Origin of the sequence: Nocardia cyriacigeorgica, assembly GCF_010858045.1 — a bacterium.
Lineage (GTDB): Bacteria > Actinomycetota > Actinomycetes > Mycobacteriales > Mycobacteriaceae > Nocardia > Nocardia cyriacigeorgica_E.
In genome coordinates, this window is the sequence record NZ_JAAGVC010000063.1 from 1,210 (window position 1) to 18,146 (window position 16,937).

Below are 16,937 nucleotides of genomic sequence, written 5' to 3' on the forward strand. Positions count from 1 at the left end.
GGACCCGGTCGGCCGCTGTTTCCAGGCGGGCGACCAGGTCACCGCGATCCGCGGCGGCGGATCGTGATCGCGGGCCAGCGCGATCAGGGCAAGAGCCGGTTCGTCAACGCGCTGTTGAACAGCGATCTCTGCCCGGTCGGCGACGACGCCACCACCACCGTGCCGACGGTGCTCTCGCACGGCCCGGCACCCGCTGCCCACCTGGTGTTCACCGGCGCCGACCGGGCCCATGAGGAGCGCGTGCACGTCGACGACATCACCGCCGCCACCCGCACCCCGGTGGTGGCCGATCGCCGAGCCACCCGCTTGGAGATCACCGCCCCGAATCAGCTGCTGGCCGACGGCATCGTCCTCGTCGACACCCCTGGCATCGGCCAGGGAAACAACTGCACGGCAACCATTCTGGGCATGGCACCGGCCTCCGATGCGGTGCTGGTGCTCTCGGATGCCTCCACCGAACTCACCGAACCCGAGCTGGCGTTCCTGCGGCAGGTCCGCCAGCTCTGCCCGGCGGTGGCCCTGGTGCTCACCAAGATCGACCTGTATCCGCATTGGCGTCAGGTGGCCGCCGCCGATCGCGCCCATCTGGATCGCGCCCAGCTGCCGGTGCCGATTATCGCGGTGTCGTCGCTGCTGCGTTCGCACGCGCTGCGGTTACAGGACAAGCAGCTCGGCGCCGAATCCGGGTTCGGCGTGCTCTTCCAGTTCCTACGCGAGCAGGTGGTGGCGCGCGATCAGCGGGCGACGCGGATCGCGGTGTCCCGCGATATCCATTCGGCGGCCGAACATCTGGCGCTCGCCCTCGGCAGCGAGCTGGTCGCGCTGCGCGATCCACGGCAGGGCGCGGCCGCGGTCGCGGAGTTGCAGGCGGCCAAGGCGGCCGCCGAGGAATTGCATCGCCGCACAGCGGCCTGGCAGCAGACTCTCGCCGACGGGATCACCGATCTCGCCGGCGACGTCGACCACGATCTGCGCGACCGGCTGCGCACCGTCGCCCGCACCGCCGAGGAATGGATAGACGATCACGATCCGGGCAGGCATTGGGCGCGCATCGAGGAATGGCTCACCGGGACAGTCGATTCGGCCCTCGGTGACAACCTGCTGTGGACGGGTGCGCGCGCGGAGAAGCTCAGTGAGCGGGTGGCCGAGCATTTCATCGAACTCGGCGCGGTCGACCTGCCCGATGTGCGTCCGGGTGAGCAAGACGATCAATCGCGCTCGGCGGCGGTCACTCTCGCGGATCTGGAACCCGATATCGGTATCGGCAGCAAGCTGCTGGTCGGTATGCGCGGTTCGTACGGCGGTGTGCTGATGGTCGGCCTGGCCAGCACGTTCGCCGGGCTGGCCCTGCTCAACCCGATCTCGCTGGGCGCGGGTGTGCTGGTCGGTGGCAAAGCGTTCCGCGACGACGCGCAGGCCCGGCTCGCCAAGCGACGCAACGAGGCCAAGGTCGCGGTCCGCCGCTACGTCGATGATGTGGCGTTCCAGGCGGGCAAGGAATCCAAGGATCGCCTGCATCGCATCCACCGAGCGTTGCGTGACCATTACACCGGCGTCGCGCAACGCAGTCTGCGTTCCATCGACGATTCGCTGCGCGCCGCGCAGGAGGCCGCGACCATGGAGTCCGCCCGCCGCGCCGAACGCTGCGCGGAGCTGGAACGTCAGCTGCGCGCGGTGGCCGCGCTGCGTAATCACGCCGACGCCCTGCGTCCGCCGGCGATGAGGTCTACCGAGACGGGATCGGCGGCGGCGCCGGATATCAGCCCGGTACGGTGACCGCGTGAGAGCGGAGCTCGAGACCGAGCCGGGAGTCGTGACGCAGGCACGCGGGCTGATCGGGGCGGCGCGCCGGGAACTGGCGGAGGTGCCGCGGGCGCGCGGGTTGCTCGCCGACTGTGCGCGCAGGCTCGACCAGCCGTTGCGGGTGGCGCTGGCCGGCTCGCTCAAAGCGGGCAAATCCACGCTGCTGAATTCGCTGGTCGGCCAGCAGATCGCGCCCACCGACGCGACCGAGTGCACGCGGGTGGTGACCTGGTATCGCAACGGGCCGACGCCCGCGGTCACCGCCTTCTCCGCCGACGGTCGCGCGGCGAACGTGGTGGTGCGCCGCGGTGCCGGCGCGCACGGCCTGACCTTCGATCTCGACGGCCTGAACTGGGGCGCGCCCGGGCGGCGCGAGGTGGACCACCTGGAGGTGGAGTGGCCTGCCGCGACCCTGGCCGCCACCACGATCATCGACACCCCCGGCACGTCGTCGCTGTCACGTGAGGTGTCGGCCCGCACCGCCCGCCTGCTGACGCCGGAGGATACGAGCATTCCCGGCGCCGACGCCGTCGTCTACCTGTTGCGCAGGCTCGACGAGGCCGACATCCGGTTCCTGGAACGGGTCGGGACCGCCGGTGGTGGCGCGGGCCCGCTCGGTGTGATCGGGGTGGTCTCGCGCGCCGACGAGATCGGCGCAGGCCGCATCGACGCCCTGCATTCGGCGCGCGAGGTGGCCGCCGGGTTCGCCGCCGAACTGGAACGGACCGGATTGTGCCAGGCGGTGATCCCGGTGGCCGGGCTGCTGGCGTTCGCGGCGGCGACGCTGCGCCAGCAGGAGTTCGCCGCGTTCGAGGCGCTGGCAGGTGTGCCCATGGAGGAACTGTCGGCCGCGCTGCTGTCCGCCGACCGCTTCGCCCGTCCCGATCTGCCGCTGCCGGTCGCGCCGCAGTTGCGCGCCCAGCTCGCCGATCGTTTCGGGCTGTTCGGCATCAGGCTCGCGATCACGCTGGTGCGGCTCGGCGCTCGCGATTCGACGACGCTTGCCGCCGAACTCACCGAGCGCAGCGGGGTGAACGAATTGCGCTCGGTACTCGACGTGCAGTTCGGTCAGCGCGCCGATCAGCTCAAGGCCCATTCGGCGCTCAGCGCGCTGGACCGGGTGCTCACCGCCTATCCCGGCACCGCCGCCGATTCGCTGCTGCCGCAGGTGCGCACATTGCTCGCCGACAATCACGGTTTCACCGAATTGCGTCTGCTCGGCCGGTTGCGCACCGAGGAGCCCGGCCTGCCCGCATCCGAGCTGGCCGAACTGATCAGGCTCATCGGCGGTTCCGGCGTAGCCGCGCATCTGCGGCTCGGCCTACCCGCCGAGACCGATGCCGGGACCAAGCGTGCCGAAGCTGTGGCCGCCGCGCGTAAATGGCGTGCACGCGCCCAGCACCCGCTGGCCGACCAGTTCACCGCAACTGCCTGCCGCACCGCGGCGCGCAGTGCCGAAGGCATTCTCGCCCAGCTCACGCCACGGATGTGAGCTGATCCGTGCGTCGCGCTCGCGTGGGCTGCACACTGGAAAGGGATGGGACAGCGAGATGTGGTGCACGCGTTGCTGGACCGGGCGGGTACCGGGTACGCCGCCGCGGCGGGCATCCATTTGGCCGACACACCGGCCCCGCTGTTCCAGCTACTGATGCTGTCGGAGCTGCTCAGCACGCGAATCTCGGCCGATCTCGCGGTGGACGCGGCCAAGGAGCTCATCGATAGCGGTTACCGCACGCCGCAGCGCGTCGCCGATGCCGACTGGCAGGAACTGGTGGACGCGCTCGGCCGGGCGCACTACCGCCGATACGACGAGTCGACCGCCTCCCGCTTGGGTGCGATGGCCTCGACCATCCTGGACCGCTACGACGGCGACCTGCGCAAACTCGCCGATGAGGCCGACCACGACCCGACCCGCGCCGCCGAACTGCTCCAGCAGTTCAAGGGCATCGGCCCGGTGGGCGCCGACATCTTCTTGCGTGAGGTGCAGGACGTGTGGACCTGGGCGCGCCCGCATTTCGACGAGCGCGCACTACACGGCGCCGAACGCGTCGACCTGCCCACCGACCCCGACCGCTTGGCCGAGCTGGCCCCGCGCGGTCATGTCGCCGACCTGGCCGCCGCCCTGGTCCGCGTCACCCTCGACGACGACATCGCCGAAGACGTGCGCTCCGATAAGCGGTGAGCGGGCGGGCCGTTGCGTCCACCACCTTGGTCATGGTGATCGTCGTCGCGTCGGCGAGGGTCACGCGGCCGGGCTGATCGTCACCTCCACATGCATGCCCGCTGCGCCGACCATGTTGACCAGGGCGTCGAGGCTGAACAGCTGAACCTTGCCGCGCATGCTGTTCCAGTTGCGCGCCGCCGTCACCGACAGTGCGGGCTCGGTCATCCCGGCCCTCGCTGCCGATCCGGCCACCGAACCCGTCGCCACCGCGGCCCGCGAAGCGATGTCCTCGGCCGTCGAACTGTCGAGCTACCTCTGCGCTGCCCTGCTCGCCGCGGCGCTGCTGGCCACCCTGTTCATGGGCCCGTCCGGGGCCGGGCGGCCGGACTGAGCCGCACCTCCACGCGCATGCCGCTCGGTTCGACGAACCGGTCGGCTGTCGGTGTGCGGAGGAGGATGGGCGAGGCGGTGACGGGTTGCGAGAAAAAAAATCCTCGCCCCCGGGGAATAGACCCTGACCACCGCTGGTTGAGCTGGTCGAACAACATTGAGTGTGTTCGACTCAAGTTTGACTTGACGCCCGGTGTGGGCGACGGGCAGGATTGAGCCGACCACGCTCAGTATTGCTGGGACCGTGCTCCGTGCAGTGTCAGGGGCCTGGTCCATGGCGCGGTAAGCGCCGATATGGGCTGATAGCCCCGACACCACACAGGCATCGAAAAATAGGAGGAAACAATGGCTCGTGCGGTCGGAATCGACCTCGGGACCACGAACTCGGTCGTCGCCGTTCTCGAAGGTGGTGAGCCGGTCGTCGTCGCCAACTCGGAGGGTTCGCGCACCACGCCGTCGGTCGTCGCGTTCGCCAAGAACGGCGAAGTGCTGGTGGGCCAGCCGGCGAAGAACCAGGCAGTGACCAACGTCGACCGCACCATCCGTTCCGTCAAGCGCCACATCGGCACCGACTGGACCGTTGGCATCGACGACAAGAAGTACACCCCGCAGGAAATCAGCGCCCGCGTGCTGATGAAACTGAAGCGTGACGCCGAGGCCTACCTCGGTGAGGAGATCACCGACGCGGTCATCACCGTCCCGGCCTACTTCGAGGACGCCCAGCGTCAGGCCACCAAGGAAGCCGGCCAGATCGCGGGCATGAACGTGCTCCGCATCGTCAACGAGCCCACCGCGGCCGCGCTGGCCTACGGCCTGGACAAGGGCGACAAGGAACAGACCATCCTGGTCTTCGACCTCGGTGGCGGCACCTTCGACGTCTCGCTGCTGGAAATCGGCGAGGGCGTCGTCGAGGTCCGTGCCACCTCCGGTGACAACCACCTCGGTGGTGACGACTGGGATGAGCGCATCGTCAAGTGGCTGGTCGACAAGTTCAAGGGCACCTCGGGCATCGACCTGACCAAGGACAAGATGGCCATGCAGCGGCTGCGTGAGGCCGCCGAGAAGGCCAAGATCGAGCTGTCGTCCTCGCAGTCGACCTCGATCAACCTGCCCTACATCACCGTCGACGCGGACAAGAACCCGCTGTTCCTCGACGAGCAGCTCACCCGTGCCGAGTTCCAGAAGATCACCTCGGACCTGCTCGACCGCACCCGCGCGCCGTTCCAGTCCGTGATCAAGGATGCGGGCATCAAGGTCTCCGATATCGACCATGTCGTGCTCGTCGGTGGTTCCACCCGTATGCCCGCCGTCTCCGAGCTGGTCAAGGAACTGACCGGCGGCAAGGAGCCGAACAAGGGCGTGAACCCGGACGAGGTCGTCGCCGTCGGCGCCGCCCTGCAGGCCGGTGTGCTCAAGGGTGAGGTCAAGGACGTCCTGCTGCTCGATGTCACCCCGCTGTCGCTGGGTATCGAGACCAAGGGTGGCGTCATGACCAAGCTCATCGAGCGCAACACCACCATCCCGACCAAGCGTTCGGAAACCTTCACCACCGCCGACGACAACCAGCCGTCGGTGCAGATCCAGGTGTTCCAGGGTGAGCGCGAGATCGCCTCGCACAACAAGCTGCTCGGCTCCTTCGAGCTGACCGGCATCCCGCCGGCCCCGCGCGGCGTGCCGCAGATCGAGGTCACCTTCGACATCGATGCCAACGGCATCGTGCACGTCACCGCGAAGGACAAGGGCACCGGCAAGGAGAACACGATCAAGATCCAGGACGGCTCGGGCCTGTCCAAGGAAGAGATCGACCGGATGGTCAAGGACGCCGAGGCGCACGCCGCCGAGGATAAGGCCCGCCGCGAGGAGGCCGAGACCCGCAACCAGGCCGAGTCGCTGGTGCACCAGACCGAGAAGTTCATCAAGGACAACGAGGACAAGGTGCCCGCCGACGTCAAGGAGAAGGTCGAGGCGGCCATCGCCGAGGCGAACGAGGCGCTGAAGGGCACCGACATCGCCGCGGTCAAGTCGGCCGTGGAGAAGCTGGCCACCGAGTCGCAGGCGCTGGGCCAGGCGATCTACGAGTCATCCGCCGCCGACGCCGCCGCGTCCGGTAACGGTGCCTCCGCGACGGCCGACGACGATCAGGTCGTCGATGCCGAGGTCGTTGACGAGCCGGTCGACACGGAGAAGAAGTGACGAACGCGAACGCTGGGAACTCCGAGGAGCCGATCAGCTTCGTCGACAAGCGCAAGATCGATCCCGAGACCGGTGAGGTCAGGGAGGCTGCCGGGGCGGGCAATGGTTCCGCCCCGGCCGAGCCGGACGCCGCCGAGGTCGACGCCGCCGAGGTACCCGTGTCCGACGCCGCGGTCGAGCTCGCCGAGCGCACCGCCGACCTGCAGCGTCTGACCGCGGAGTACGCCAATTACCGGCGCCGGGTCGAGCGCGACCGCAAGGCCGCGATCGACGCGGCCAAGGCCGGCGTTGTCACCGAATTGCTCGGCGTGCTCGATGATCTCGATCGCGCCAGGGCGCACGGCGATCTGGAATCGGGGCCGCTGAAGTCGGTTGCCGACAAGCTGAGCGACGCACTGCGCAAACAGGGTCTCGAGGAGTTCGGTTCGGAGGGTGAGCCTTTCGATCCGACTCTGCACGAGGCGGTGCAGCACGAGGGTTCCGGACACGATCCGGTGATCGGCCTCGTGATGCGCAAGGGTTATCGGTTCGGTGACCGGGTGCTTCGGCACGCGCTGGTGGGGGTAACCGACGGCGTGGGCGATCTGCCCACCACCGCCCCCGCCGACCAGGGCGAAGCCCCCGCACCGGACCAGGCCGAGGCATCGGATGCTGATGCCGGCACCGACGAAGGATAAGAGCGCGGCCGAGCCGCACCGTACAAGAGGAACGAAAGGAGGAGATGCCCGGTGAGCCAACGGGAGTGGATCGAAAAGGACTTCTACAAGGAGCTGGGCGTCTCCTCCGGCGCCTCGCAGGACGAGATCAAAAAGGCCTACCGCAAGCTCGCGCGTGACCTGCATCCGGATGCCAACCCCGGCGACACCAAGGCCGAGGAGAGGTTCAAGACCGTCAGTGAGGCGCATGCCGTGCTGTCGGATCCGGTCAAGCGCAAGGAGTACGACGAGACGCGCAGGCTGTTCGCCGGCGGTGGTTATCCGCGCGGTGGATTCACCCCCGGCGGCGCGGGTGGCGGATTCTCGCAGGAGTTCAACCTCGGCGACATCTTCGGTGCCGGTGCCACCGGTGCCGACGGTGGCCTCGGCGATCTGTTCGGCGGTCTGTTCAACCGGGGCGGCACGCGATCGGCGAGCCGGCCCCGGCGCGGCTCCGATGTGGAGACCGAGACGACCCTCGGGTTCCGTGAGGCCGCGCAGGGCGCCACCGTCCCGCTGCGGATGACCAGTCCGTCGCCGTGCACCACCTGTCACGGCAGCGGCGCCAAGCCGGGCACCAGCCCACGGGTCTGCCCGCACTGCAACGGCACCGGCGTGATCAGCCGCAACCAGGGCGCGTTCGGGTTCAGTGAACCGTGCGACGACTGCCGCGGTACCGGCTCGATCATCGACAACCCGTGCGTGGACTGCCATGGCAGTGGTATCCAGAACCGGACCCGCACCATCACCGTCCGTATTCCTCCTGGTGTGGCGGACGGGCAGCGGATCCGGCTGGCCGGGCAGGGCGAGGCCGGGTTGCGCGGTGCGCCCTCGGGCGATCTGTACGTGACCGTGCACGTCAGCCAGGACCGGGTCTTCGGCCGCAGCGGCGACGACCTGACCCTGGTACTGCCGGTCAGCTACAGCGAACTGGTCCTCGGCACCACGGTGTCGGTGCCGACGCTGGAGGGCCGGGTCGGGGTCAAGGTGCCTCCGGGCACCGCCGACGGCCGCATCCTGCGGGTGCGCGGCCGCGGTGTGCCCAAGCGCGGCGGCGGAGCCGGTGACCTGCTGGTCACCGTCAAGGTTGCGGTGCCGCAGAAACTGGATGACAACGCCACCGAGGCGCTGCGGGCGCTGCAGGAGGCGGAGAAGGCCAGCGGTTTCGATCCGCGAGCAGGATGGGCAGGTGCGTGATGTCCGGAGATCCGAAGCAGGCGTCGGGTGGGCCGTCGCGAGCCGAGTACTTCATGATCTCGGTGGCGGCCCAATTGGCCGGTATGCATGCGCAGACGCTGCGCACGTATGACCGGCTGGGGCTGGTGACGCCACAACGCACTTCGGGCGGCGGGCGACGCTATTCGGCAAGGGATGTGGAGCTGTTGCGCGAAGTGCAGCGGCTGTCCCAGGACGAGGGCGTCAACCTGGCGGGCATCAAACGCATCATCGAACTCACCAATCAGGTCGAACAGTTGCAACAGCGCGTCGCCGAGCTGAGTGCGGAACTGGAGCGCGCGCGGGCGAACTACCGCGCGGATCTGACCCCGCCGCAGCGCAGCACCGCGCTGGTGGTGTGGCAGCCGCGGCATCGCCGGTAGCCGTTCGCCGGATGAGTTCTCGGGCCCCGGCCCGGCTCCGCTCGTGGGCCGGGTCGGGGCCCGAGGTCCGTCCGGGAACGTTTCGGATTTGCCGACAGATCGCTGTCGGATGCGAACTTCATTGTGAAGCTTGCATATTGAGTGGTCGAGTGACGGATTTCACCCGTTTTATCCAGTCCTTCAGTCGGTTTCGTCGCGAATTCGTACGCCATACCCTTGTTTTGTCGGAATTGCACGTGGGATGTTTCGTCCGTCCATTCCACTGCCGGCAAACCTCGCCTACACTCCAAAGCCACGGCTGCTGACGAGTGTCCCGCAGCACCTCACTCGCCGGCACGGATAGTGCTCGAATGCGAAATGGGGTTGTGGCGCATATGGATTCGCGGACCGTCGCGTTGATCAGGACGACGTTCAAAGCGGTTGCCGCGGAAGAGGGTGGGGCGGAGCGGTTGTCCAAGTCGTTTTATGCGATCTTGTTCACCGAATATCCGGGTGTCCGCGATTATTTTCCCGCGGCGATGGACGCGCAGCGTGACCGCCTTGTCAAGGCCATCGGATACGCGCTCGACCGGCTGGAGGAGCCGGAAAAGTTGCTGCCCTTCCTCGCCCAGCTCGGCCGCGATCACCGCAAGTACGGGGTCCAGCGGGCCCATTACACGGCGGTATCGGAATCGTTGAAGACGGCCATGCGCCGATTCGCCGGTTCGGAGATGTGGACCGACGAGGTCGAACGCGCCTGGACGGAGGGCTTGGCGCTGATCTCGGACACCATGATCGGCGCCGCCGAACAGGAGAGCACACCGCCGGTGTGGACCGGAACGGTCGTCGAACGCCGCGAGGTGCTCCGCAATCTGGCGGTGATCCGGCTGCAATTGGACCAGCCGATGCAATACGCGGCGGGCCAATATCTGAGCGTGCAGATCCCGTCGCGGCCGCGGATGTGGCGCTATATGTCGCCAGCGGTCCCGGCGAATGCCAACGGCGAGATCGAATTCCATATTCGCTCGGTCCTCGGTGGCTGGGTCAGCCCGGCGATGGTCGGCAACACCGCGGTCGGTGATCAGTGGCTGCTCGGCTCCCCGCTGGGCGGATTGGGAATTCCGCGCAACGTCAAACGCAAAATGCTGATGATCGGCTGCGGCACCGGTATCGCACCGCTTCGCGCCCAGCTCATGGCAATGTCACAGCGACGCATCAATCCGAAGGTGCACCTGTTCGTCGGCGGCCACCATCCGTGCGATCTCTACGACCTGGAGACGCTGAGCCGGCTCGCGGTCGCCAACAAATGGCTCACCGTCACGCCGGTGACCGAACGCGCCGAGAATCCGTGGTGGTACTACGATTCCGGCGAATCGGAAAGAACCTGGCCCGGCCTCGAACCACGGGTGACCGGGCAGATCGGAAAGATCGTCGCCGGCTACGGCGCATGGGCCGACCGTGATGTGCAGATCGTCGGCTCACCTTCGATGGTGCAGACCACCAAGTTCCGGTTGATGGCCACCGGGACCCGAGCCATGAACATTCGTCACGATCCGCTCTTCTGAGCTATGAGCGGCCGGATCAGCCGCCCTCCCACTGAATTCGTTCCGCCGGTGTCCCGGTGTCGAGCAGCCGCTGCACGGTCGCGCGCGTCATCCCGGGCGAGCCGCACACCAGCACCTGGTGCCGGTCGAACGCGCCGTGCGAGCCGACCACCTCCGCGAGCGTCCCGTACAGCATCTCATCGGGTGCGAAGCCGATATCCACCCGGGAACGCTCGTACCATTCGTCCGGCAGATCGGGATCGTCCGGGGTCTCCACCACCGGAACCACTGTCAGCCACGGCAATTCCTCGGCCAGCAGCGTCAGCATGTCGGCCGCGTACAGGTCGCGCGGCGACGCACCGCCGACGAACAGGTAGGTCGGCGGCTGCACCTCGCGACGAGCCAGTTCCAGGATCTGCGCGCGCATCGGCGCCAAACCCGTGCCGCCCGCGATCATCACGACCTCGTCGCCCTCCGGATCGACGAAGAAGGTGCCTGCGGGTGCGCCGATCGTCCACTCGTCGCCGGCCGCGGTATCGGCCACGATCCCGCCGCTGCACCAGCCGCCGGGCACCGTGCGCACATGGAACTCGAGCTTGCCGTCCAGCGAGGGCGGCAGGGCGGGGGACAGGCGCCGCCGCAGACCGGGGAACTGCGGTACCCGCACCTCCACCGACTGCCCGGCGGTGAACGGCACGAACTCGCCGATCAGCCGGATCACCGCGAGATCATGACGCAGCCGATGATGTCCGACCACGGTCGACTTCCACACGGGCGCTTCCGGAATCGCGCCGTTGCGTGGCGCATGCGGATCGATGTCCATACCTACTCTCAGACGGGATCGGAACTGATGATCGACTCCGGTGTGCCCACTGCCAGCAGCGCGCGCCGGGTATCGGCGATCATCTTCGCCGAGCCGGCGATCTGGATCTGGCGATCCGACCACGACCCGAAGCTGGCGACCACCGCACCGAGATTACCGACCAGGCGCCGGTGCATGCCGTAGGGCGCGTCGGCAGCGGGATGCGGATACCACCACGGGTTGGTCTTCTGCTCGCACACCGGAACGATCGTCAGCCACGGGTTGCTCTGCGAGAGCTGCCACATGTTCTCCACGTCGTACAGATCGCACGGGTACACCCCGCCGATGAAGAAGTGCACCCGCGGGTTGATGCCGCGCTGCCCCATCTCGATGAGCTGGGCGCGCAATGGCGCGATGCCGGTGCCCGAACCGATCATCAAGACATCCCGGCCGCTTTCCTGATCCACATGGAGCCCGCCCAGCGGGCCGCCGATCAGCCAGCGGTCGCCGACGGTGGTCTCGTTGACGATGGCCGGGCTCACCCAGCCACCGCGGACCTTGCGGACGTGGAATTCGATCTCGCCGTAGGGATTGGCCGGAATCGCCGGCGACAGATACCGCCACATCTTCGGCCGCTGCGGCACCGCGACCGGCACGTACTGGCCCGCCTGATAGGGGATCGGGCTGTCGGATTGCAGCCGCACGATGGCGAGATCGTCGAGCACATGCCGGTGCCCGACGACGGTGGCCTCCCAGTAGGGCGGGGAATCGTCGGAGTTGGCGCCGATGGCCATGGCGGCCGAGATCAGCAGGGCGACATCGCGCCAGCCGTCGGCCAGTTCGTCACTCCAGTCGGCACCGTTGTAGGTGCGGGCGGCGGCGAACAGGGCGCGGCCGGCGAGGTCGTAATGGGAGGCTTCGACGCCGTACTTGCGGTGATCGCGGGCCAGCTGTTCGAGGAACTTCTGTGCCCGGTCCCAGTCCTCGAGGTGATCGAGCATGTACTGGATGGCGGTGACCAGGCGTTTCGGCTGCATATCCATGGCGGGCGGGAACAGATCCCGCAGCCCGGGATTCTCGGCGAACAGGTGACCATAAAACGCACTGATCAACCGCTCGGGTCCGTGCGGTGAATCGACCACCGAACGGAAGTTGGCGCGGACCAGCGCAGCCGAACGCGCATCCACGGCGTGGGCTTCCTTTCCCTCGAAGAGCTGCCCGGGGACCTACCCGTAACCGGCGGTCCTCCGTCGAGGCAAGTATCCCTGAAAACGCCGTGGTCATGTGGGTATGGGCAGGTTACCGGCATTTGTCACATGTTGGATGCGCAACACCGGTTCACCGGTCACGGTCGCGGCGTAGCGTTCGGGTCGAGTCCGCCGTGCCGCGGTCGCTAGAATCGGCAAAGTTGAGCGGAACAGACTCAACCTTTCCAACGTTGAACCGAAGGACACCGTGCCGACGGCGAAGGCAGCCGCTGTACGCACTCGGCACCGGGGAAATTATCGACCAGTAGGAAGGTGCTTTGTGGACTCGTTCAATCCCACCACCAAGACCCAGGCGGCGCTGACCGCTGCCTTGCAAGCGGCCTCGGCCGCGGGTAACCCGGAGATTCGTCCGGCGCACTTGCTGGTGGCGTTGCTGGATCAGACCGACGGCATCGCCGCCCCCTTGCTGAAGGCCGTCGGGACCGATCCGGCGGTCGTACGACGCGAGGCGCAAGAGATCATCGACCGGTTGCCGAGCGCGACCGGTGCCACCACCACCCCCCAGCTCGGCCGCGAAGCGCTGGCCGCGATCACCGCGGCTCAACGACTGGCCACCGAGATGGGCGATGAGTACGTGTCCACCGAGCACGTCATGGTCGGCCTGGCCGAGGGCGATTCCGACATCACCATGCTGCTCACCAAATACGGCGCGACCGCCGGCGCCCTGCGCGAGGCCTTCACCGCCGTCCGCGGCAGCGCCCGGGTCACCAACCCCGACCCCGAGGGCAGCTACCAGGCGCTGGAGAAGTACTCCACCGACCTCACCGAGGCCGCCCGCTCCGGCAAGCTCGACCCGGTGATCGGCCGCGATACCGAGATCCGCCGAGTGGTGCAGGTGCTGTCGCGGCGCACCAAGAACAACCCGGTGCTCATCGGTGAGCCCGGCGTCGGCAAGACCGCCATCGTCGAAGGGCTGGCCCAGCGCATCGTCGCCGGTGACGTCCCCGAATCGCTGCGTGGCAAGTCGGTGATCTCGCTCGACCTCGGCGCCATGGTTGCCGGTGCGAAGTACCGCGGTGAATTCGAGGAACGGCTCAAGGCCGTGCTCGAAGACATCAAGAACAGCGCCGGGCAGATCATCACCTTCATCGACGAGCTGCACACCATCGTCGGCGCGGGCGCCACCGGTGAATCGGCGATGGACGCGGGCAACATGATCAAGCCGATGCTGGCCCGCGGTGAACTGCGCCTGGTCGGCGCCACCACGCTGGAGGAGTACCGCCAGCACATCGAGAAGGACGCCGCGCTCGAGCGCCGGTTCCAGCAGGTGCTGGTCGGCGAGCCGTCGGTGGAGGACACCGTCGGCATCCTGCGCGGTATCAAGGAGCGCTACGAGGTGCACCACGGTGTGCGCATCACCGACTCCGCGCTGGTCGCCGCGGCCACCCTGTCCGACCGCTACATCACCTCCCGGTTCCTGCCGGACAAGGCGATCGACCTGGTCGACGAATCGGCCTCGCGGCTGCGCATGGAGATCGATTCGCGTCCGGTGGAGATCGACGAGGTCGAACGCGCGGTGCGCAGGCTCGAGATCGAAGAGGTCGCGCTCGCGAAGGAAACCGACGAGGCCTCCAAGCAGCGGCTGGAGAAGCTGCGTTCGGAACTGGCCGACGACCGGGAAAAGCTCAACCAGCTCACCACCCGCTGGCAGAACGAGAAGAACGCCATCGACCAGGTCCGCGCGCTCAAGGAGGAGCTGGAATCGCTGCGCGGAGCCTCCGAGCGGGCCGAACGCGACGGCGATCTCGGCAAGGCCGCCGAGCTGCGCTACGGCAAGATCCCCACGCTGGAAAAGCAGCTCGCCGAGGCCGAGAAGGCCTCTGCCTCGGCCGGTGACGGCGAAGTCATGCTGAAGGAAGAGGTCGGGCCCGACGACATCGCCGAAGTCGTCTCGTCCTGGACCGGGGTTCCGGTGGGCCGCATGCTCGAAGGGGAGACCCAGAAGCTGCTGCGCATGGAGTCCGAACTGGGCCGGCGCGTGGTCGGTCAGGAAGAGGCCGTGCAGGCGGTGTCGGACGCCGTGCGCCGGGCGCGGGCAGGCGTCGCCGACCCGAACCGGCCGACCGGCTCGTTCATGTTCGTCGGCCCCACCGGCGTCGGTAAGACCGAGCTGGCCAAGGCGCTGGCCGATTTCCTCTTCGACGACGAACGCGCCATGGTCCGCATCGACATGAGCGAGTACAGCGAGAAGCATTCGGTGGCCCGGCTGGTCGGCGCACCGCCCGGATACGTCGGCTACGACCAGGGCGGCCAGCTCACCGAGGCGGTGCGGCGCAGGCCCTACACCGTGGTGCTGTTCGACGAGATCGAGAAGGCGCATCCGGATGTGTTCGACATCCTGCTCGCCGTCCTCGACGAGGGCCGGTTGACCGACGGCCAGGGCCGCACGGTCGACTTCCGCAACACCATCCTCATCCTCACCTCCAACCTCGGTGCGGGTGGCGACAAGGACTTCGTGATGAACGCCGTGCGCTCGGCCTTCAAACCGGAGTTCCTGAACCGGCTCGACGACGTCGTGATGTTCCATGCGCTCAACGAGGAACAGCTCGAGTCCATCGTCGACATCCAGCTCGACCAGCTGCAGAAGCGCCTGGCCCAGCGCAGGCTGACGCTGGACGTCAGCGGCTCGGCCCGGTTCTGGCTGGCGGTGCGCGGCTACGACCCGGTCTACGGTGCGCGGCCGCTGCGCAGGCTGATCCAGCAGGCCATCGGCGACACCCTCGCCAAGGAGTTGCTGGCCGGCGAGATCACCGATGGCGACACCGTCAAGGTCGGCGTCAGCCCCGACGGGGACGGACTCGTCGTCGGCAGGTGATCGGGTGCGGCGGGCGTCGCGGTGTCCCGACAGGAATGCTCGTGGCGCCCGTCCCTCGTACGCTGGGTGCATGACCAACCCGAACGATCCGTGGGGGCAGCGGCCGGACGATTCGCCGACCGAACACCTGGGTTCGCCGGGTGGTTCCGGCACCGAGCCGCTGCACACCACCGAGTACACCGAGGCCTACGGGCCGACGGCGTATCCGGGCGGTGACCAGTACGAGCCGTGGAAGCCGCCGTCCAACCCGACGCGCGAACTACCCACCTACGACAGTCAGTGGGGCGGGTACGAAGCTCAGCAGTGGCAGCCGCCGACCCAGCCCACCCCCGATCCGGCGGCGATGGGCGGTCTCGGCGCGATGCCGCCCTCGGGTGAACCGCCGCGCCCGCCCAAGCGCAACACCGGGCTGTGGATCGGGCTCGGGCTGGCCGTGGTCCTGTTGATCGCGGTCGCCGGTGCGGTCGCCGGGTTGCTGTTCGGCGGTGGCGATTCCACCCCGTCGGCCAGTGACTCCGCGACGTCCTCGCTGCCCACCGCCGGCCGCACCCCGAACGCGACGCCGGGCCCGAGCACGCCGCCGCTGGTCATCCCCAGCCTGCCCGGGATCGAGGGCATCGACGGCATCGGCGCGACCATGGGCACCATCACCGCCAACAACGCGGGCACGCTCACCGTCAGCTCGATCGGCGGCGCGACCGTCACGGTGACCACCGACGCGAACACCCAGGTGATCTCGCTGTCGGGTGGATCGCCCGCGGATCTGCCCACCGGCGAACTCGTGGTCGTCCAGGGTGACAAGGCCCCTGACGGGTCGATTCACGCGAAGATCATCATCAGCACCGCACTTCCCGGCGGCGGACGATGACAAGTTTCGTGATCGGCCACAAACGCTGCGGCGCGCGCGGGTGGTGCCGGGCAAACCCCCGGTCGGCTCGATAGGCTAGACGACGATGACGGCTATGTGGTTCGGGTTGGCGGCGATCGCACTCGTGGGTGCGGTCGTACTGCTGTATTTCGATCGGCTCCAGCGGCAGCGGACCGGTCACGCGCGCCAGGTCTGGGCCAAGGCCCAGGGCTATACGTATGTGTCGGTGGAACCGGCGCTGCCCTCGACGTGGCGGCGCGGTGCGCTGGCCAAGCTGGGCTATCTGTCCGCGGTCGACGTGGTCTCCGGTATCCGCAAGGGCGAGAAGTTCGTGCTGTTCGACCTCGAGGATTCGGCGACGCTGGTGGCCGTGCGCAGGCAGATCGGCTCCGATATCGACGTCGATATGCGGCTGAAGACCGCCTCCCCGCCCAAGGACCACGATCTGGAACTGCTCGGCGCCATCGGTGATCGCGTGGTCTTCGCGACCAACCCGGAAATCGCCAGGCATGCCGTCGACCAGCGCATGGTCGCCTTCATCGAGACGCTGCCGGAGACGGTGCAGATGCTGTGGAGCGAGGGCAACTGGACGCTCGGCATGCTCTCGGTCGGCACCACGGCCAAGGAATGGGAGACCGCCATCGACGCGGTGCTGCGGCTGTCCGGTCTGCTGCACGTGTTGCCGCCGGTCGCGGAGCCGCGCGGACTCGACCCCGAAGGCGGGCGGTCACAGGGCCGCGCCCGCGTCAGGGCGGCCGAGGTCGACGAGCCCGTCGAGCGTCCGGCTCGCGTCGCCCCGGCCCGGTTCCGCGATCCCG

13 protein-coding genes and 2 pseudogenes are annotated in these 16,937 nt (G+C 68.1%); 12 read left to right on the forward strand and 3 right to left on the reverse strand.

The window, feature by feature from the left end:
- The 3 genes and pseudogenes from GV790_RS27625 to GV790_RS27635 all read left to right on the forward strand — a co-directional run.
- Positions 1–1,776 (forward strand): annotated as a pseudogene (locus tag GV790_RS27625) (dynamin family protein); the annotation flags it as partial.
- A gap of 4 nt (positions 1,777–1,780) precedes the next feature.
- Positions 1,781–3,295: a dynamin family protein gene (locus GV790_RS27630; protein ID WP_163817574.1), complete on the forward strand. Its 1,515-nt coding sequence runs from the start codon at positions 1,781–1,783 to the stop codon at positions 3,293–3,295.
- Between the two features lie 45 nt (positions 3,296–3,340).
- Positions 3,341–3,985 carry an endonuclease gene (locus GV790_RS27635; protein ID WP_163817576.1) on the forward strand — a complete coding sequence of 215 codons (645 nt, stop codon included), beginning with the start codon at positions 3,341–3,343 and terminating at the stop codon, positions 3,983–3,985.
- 60 nt (positions 3,986–4,045) lie between these two features.
- Here the strand turns inward: GV790_RS27635 and GV790_RS31940 are convergent, their stop codons facing one another.
- A complete protein-coding gene (locus GV790_RS31940; protein ID WP_339384736.1) occupies positions 4,046–4,144 on the reverse strand; it encodes an XRE family transcriptional regulator in 99 nt (32 codons plus the stop codon).
- Here GV790_RS31940 and GV790_RS27645 point away from each other — a divergent pair.
- The 6 genes from GV790_RS27645 (at position 4,143) to GV790_RS27670 (ending at position 10,387) form a co-directional block, all read left to right on the forward strand.
- Entirely contained in the window at positions 4,143–4,358 is a 216-nt protein-coding gene (locus GV790_RS27645) for a hypothetical protein (RefSeq protein ID WP_218586479.1), read from the forward strand. The genes GV790_RS31940 and GV790_RS27645 overlap by 2 nt on opposite strands.
- A gap of 344 nt (positions 4,359–4,702) precedes the next feature.
- Complete coding sequence (gene dnaK, locus GV790_RS27650; protein WP_163817582.1) at positions 4,703–6,550, forward strand: molecular chaperone DnaK; 1,848 nt, start codon at positions 4,703–4,705, stop codon at positions 6,548–6,550.
- Positions 6,547–7,227, forward strand: a complete 681-nt coding sequence (gene grpE / locus GV790_RS27655) for a nucleotide exchange factor GrpE (RefSeq protein WP_163817584.1) — start codon at positions 6,547–6,549, stop codon at positions 7,225–7,227. The genes dnaK and grpE overlap by 4 nt, the downstream gene beginning before the upstream one ends.
- A 51-nt stretch (positions 7,228–7,278) precedes the next feature.
- Positions 7,279–8,442 (forward strand): molecular chaperone DnaJ, encoded by a 1,164-nt coding sequence (gene dnaJ, locus GV790_RS27660; protein WP_163817587.1) that lies wholly within the window; start codon positions 7,279–7,281, stop codon positions 8,440–8,442.
- Entirely contained in the window at positions 8,442–8,843 is a 402-nt protein-coding gene (locus GV790_RS27665) for a heat shock protein transcriptional repressor HspR (RefSeq protein ID WP_163817589.1), read from the forward strand. Before dnaJ ends, GV790_RS27665 begins: the two co-directional genes overlap by 1 nt.
- Positions 8,844–9,217: 374 nt before the next feature.
- A complete protein-coding gene (locus GV790_RS27670; protein WP_163817600.1) occupies positions 9,218–10,387 on the forward strand; it encodes a globin domain-containing protein in 1,170 nt (389 codons plus the stop codon).
- Positions 10,388–10,403: 16 nt separating this feature from the next.
- Here GV790_RS27670 and GV790_RS27675 read toward each other — a convergent pair whose 3' ends face one another.
- Together GV790_RS27675 and GV790_RS27680 are read right to left on the reverse strand one after the other, a co-directional pair.
- Positions 10,404–11,189 (reverse strand): FAD-binding oxidoreductase, encoded by a 786-nt coding sequence (locus tag GV790_RS27675; protein ID WP_163817592.1) that lies wholly within the window; start codon positions 11,187–11,189, stop codon positions 10,404–10,406.
- An 8-nt stretch (positions 11,190–11,197) separates the two neighbouring features.
- Complete coding sequence (locus GV790_RS27680) at positions 11,198–12,355, reverse strand: FAD-binding oxidoreductase (protein WP_163817594.1); 1,158 nt, start codon at positions 12,353–12,355, stop codon at positions 11,198–11,200.
- Positions 12,356–12,695: 340 nt separating this feature from the next.
- Here GV790_RS27680 and clpB point away from each other — a divergent pair, with 340 nt between their 5' ends.
- The 3 genes and pseudogenes from clpB to GV790_RS27695 form a co-directional block, all read left to right on the forward strand.
- On the forward strand, positions 12,696–15,251 hold the full coding sequence (gene clpB / locus GV790_RS27685) for an ATP-dependent chaperone ClpB (protein ID WP_163817596.1): 2,556 nt from the start codon (positions 12,696–12,698) through the stop codon (positions 15,249–15,251).
- Positions 15,252–15,321: 70 nt separating this feature from the next.
- The gene (locus GV790_RS27690; protein WP_163817598.1) at positions 15,322–16,119 is read left to right on the forward strand and encodes a DUF5666 domain-containing protein; all 798 of its coding nucleotides are present in this window, start codon (positions 15,322–15,324) and stop codon (positions 16,117–16,119) included.
- An 85-nt stretch (positions 16,120–16,204) separates the two neighbouring features.
- Positions 16,205–16,937, forward strand: a pseudogene (locus tag GV790_RS27695) (hypothetical protein); the annotation flags it as partial.

Excerpts from the sequence above, each read along its gene's own strand:
- GV790_RS27635 (WP_163817576.1), top strand. The coding sequence starts at position 3,341 with ATGGGACAGCGAGATGTGGTGCACGCGTTGCTGGACCGGGCGGGTACC.
- GV790_RS27645 (WP_218586479.1), top strand. The coding sequence starts at position 4,143 with ATGCTGTTCCAGTTGCGCGCCGCCGTCACCGACAGTGCGGGCTCGGTC.
- GV790_RS31940 (WP_339384736.1), bottom strand. The coding sequence starts at position 4,144 with ATGCGCGGCAAGGTTCAGCTGTTCAGCCTCGACGCCCTGGTCAACATG.
- dnaK (WP_163817582.1), top strand. The coding sequence starts at position 4,703 with ATGGCTCGTGCGGTCGGAATCGACCTCGGGACCACGAACTCGGTCGTC.
- GV790_RS27665 (WP_163817589.1), top strand. The coding sequence starts at position 8,442 with ATGTCCGGAGATCCGAAGCAGGCGTCGGGTGGGCCGTCGCGAGCCGAG.
- GV790_RS27670 (WP_163817600.1), top strand. The coding sequence starts at position 9,218 with ATGGATTCGCGGACCGTCGCGTTGATCAGGACGACGTTCAAAGCGGTT.
- GV790_RS27675 (WP_163817592.1), bottom strand. The coding sequence starts at position 11,189 with ATGGACATCGATCCGCATGCGCCACGCAACGGCGCGATTCCGGAAGCG.
- GV790_RS27690 (WP_163817598.1), top strand. The coding sequence starts at position 15,322 with ATGACCAACCCGAACGATCCGTGGGGGCAGCGGCCGGACGATTCGCCG.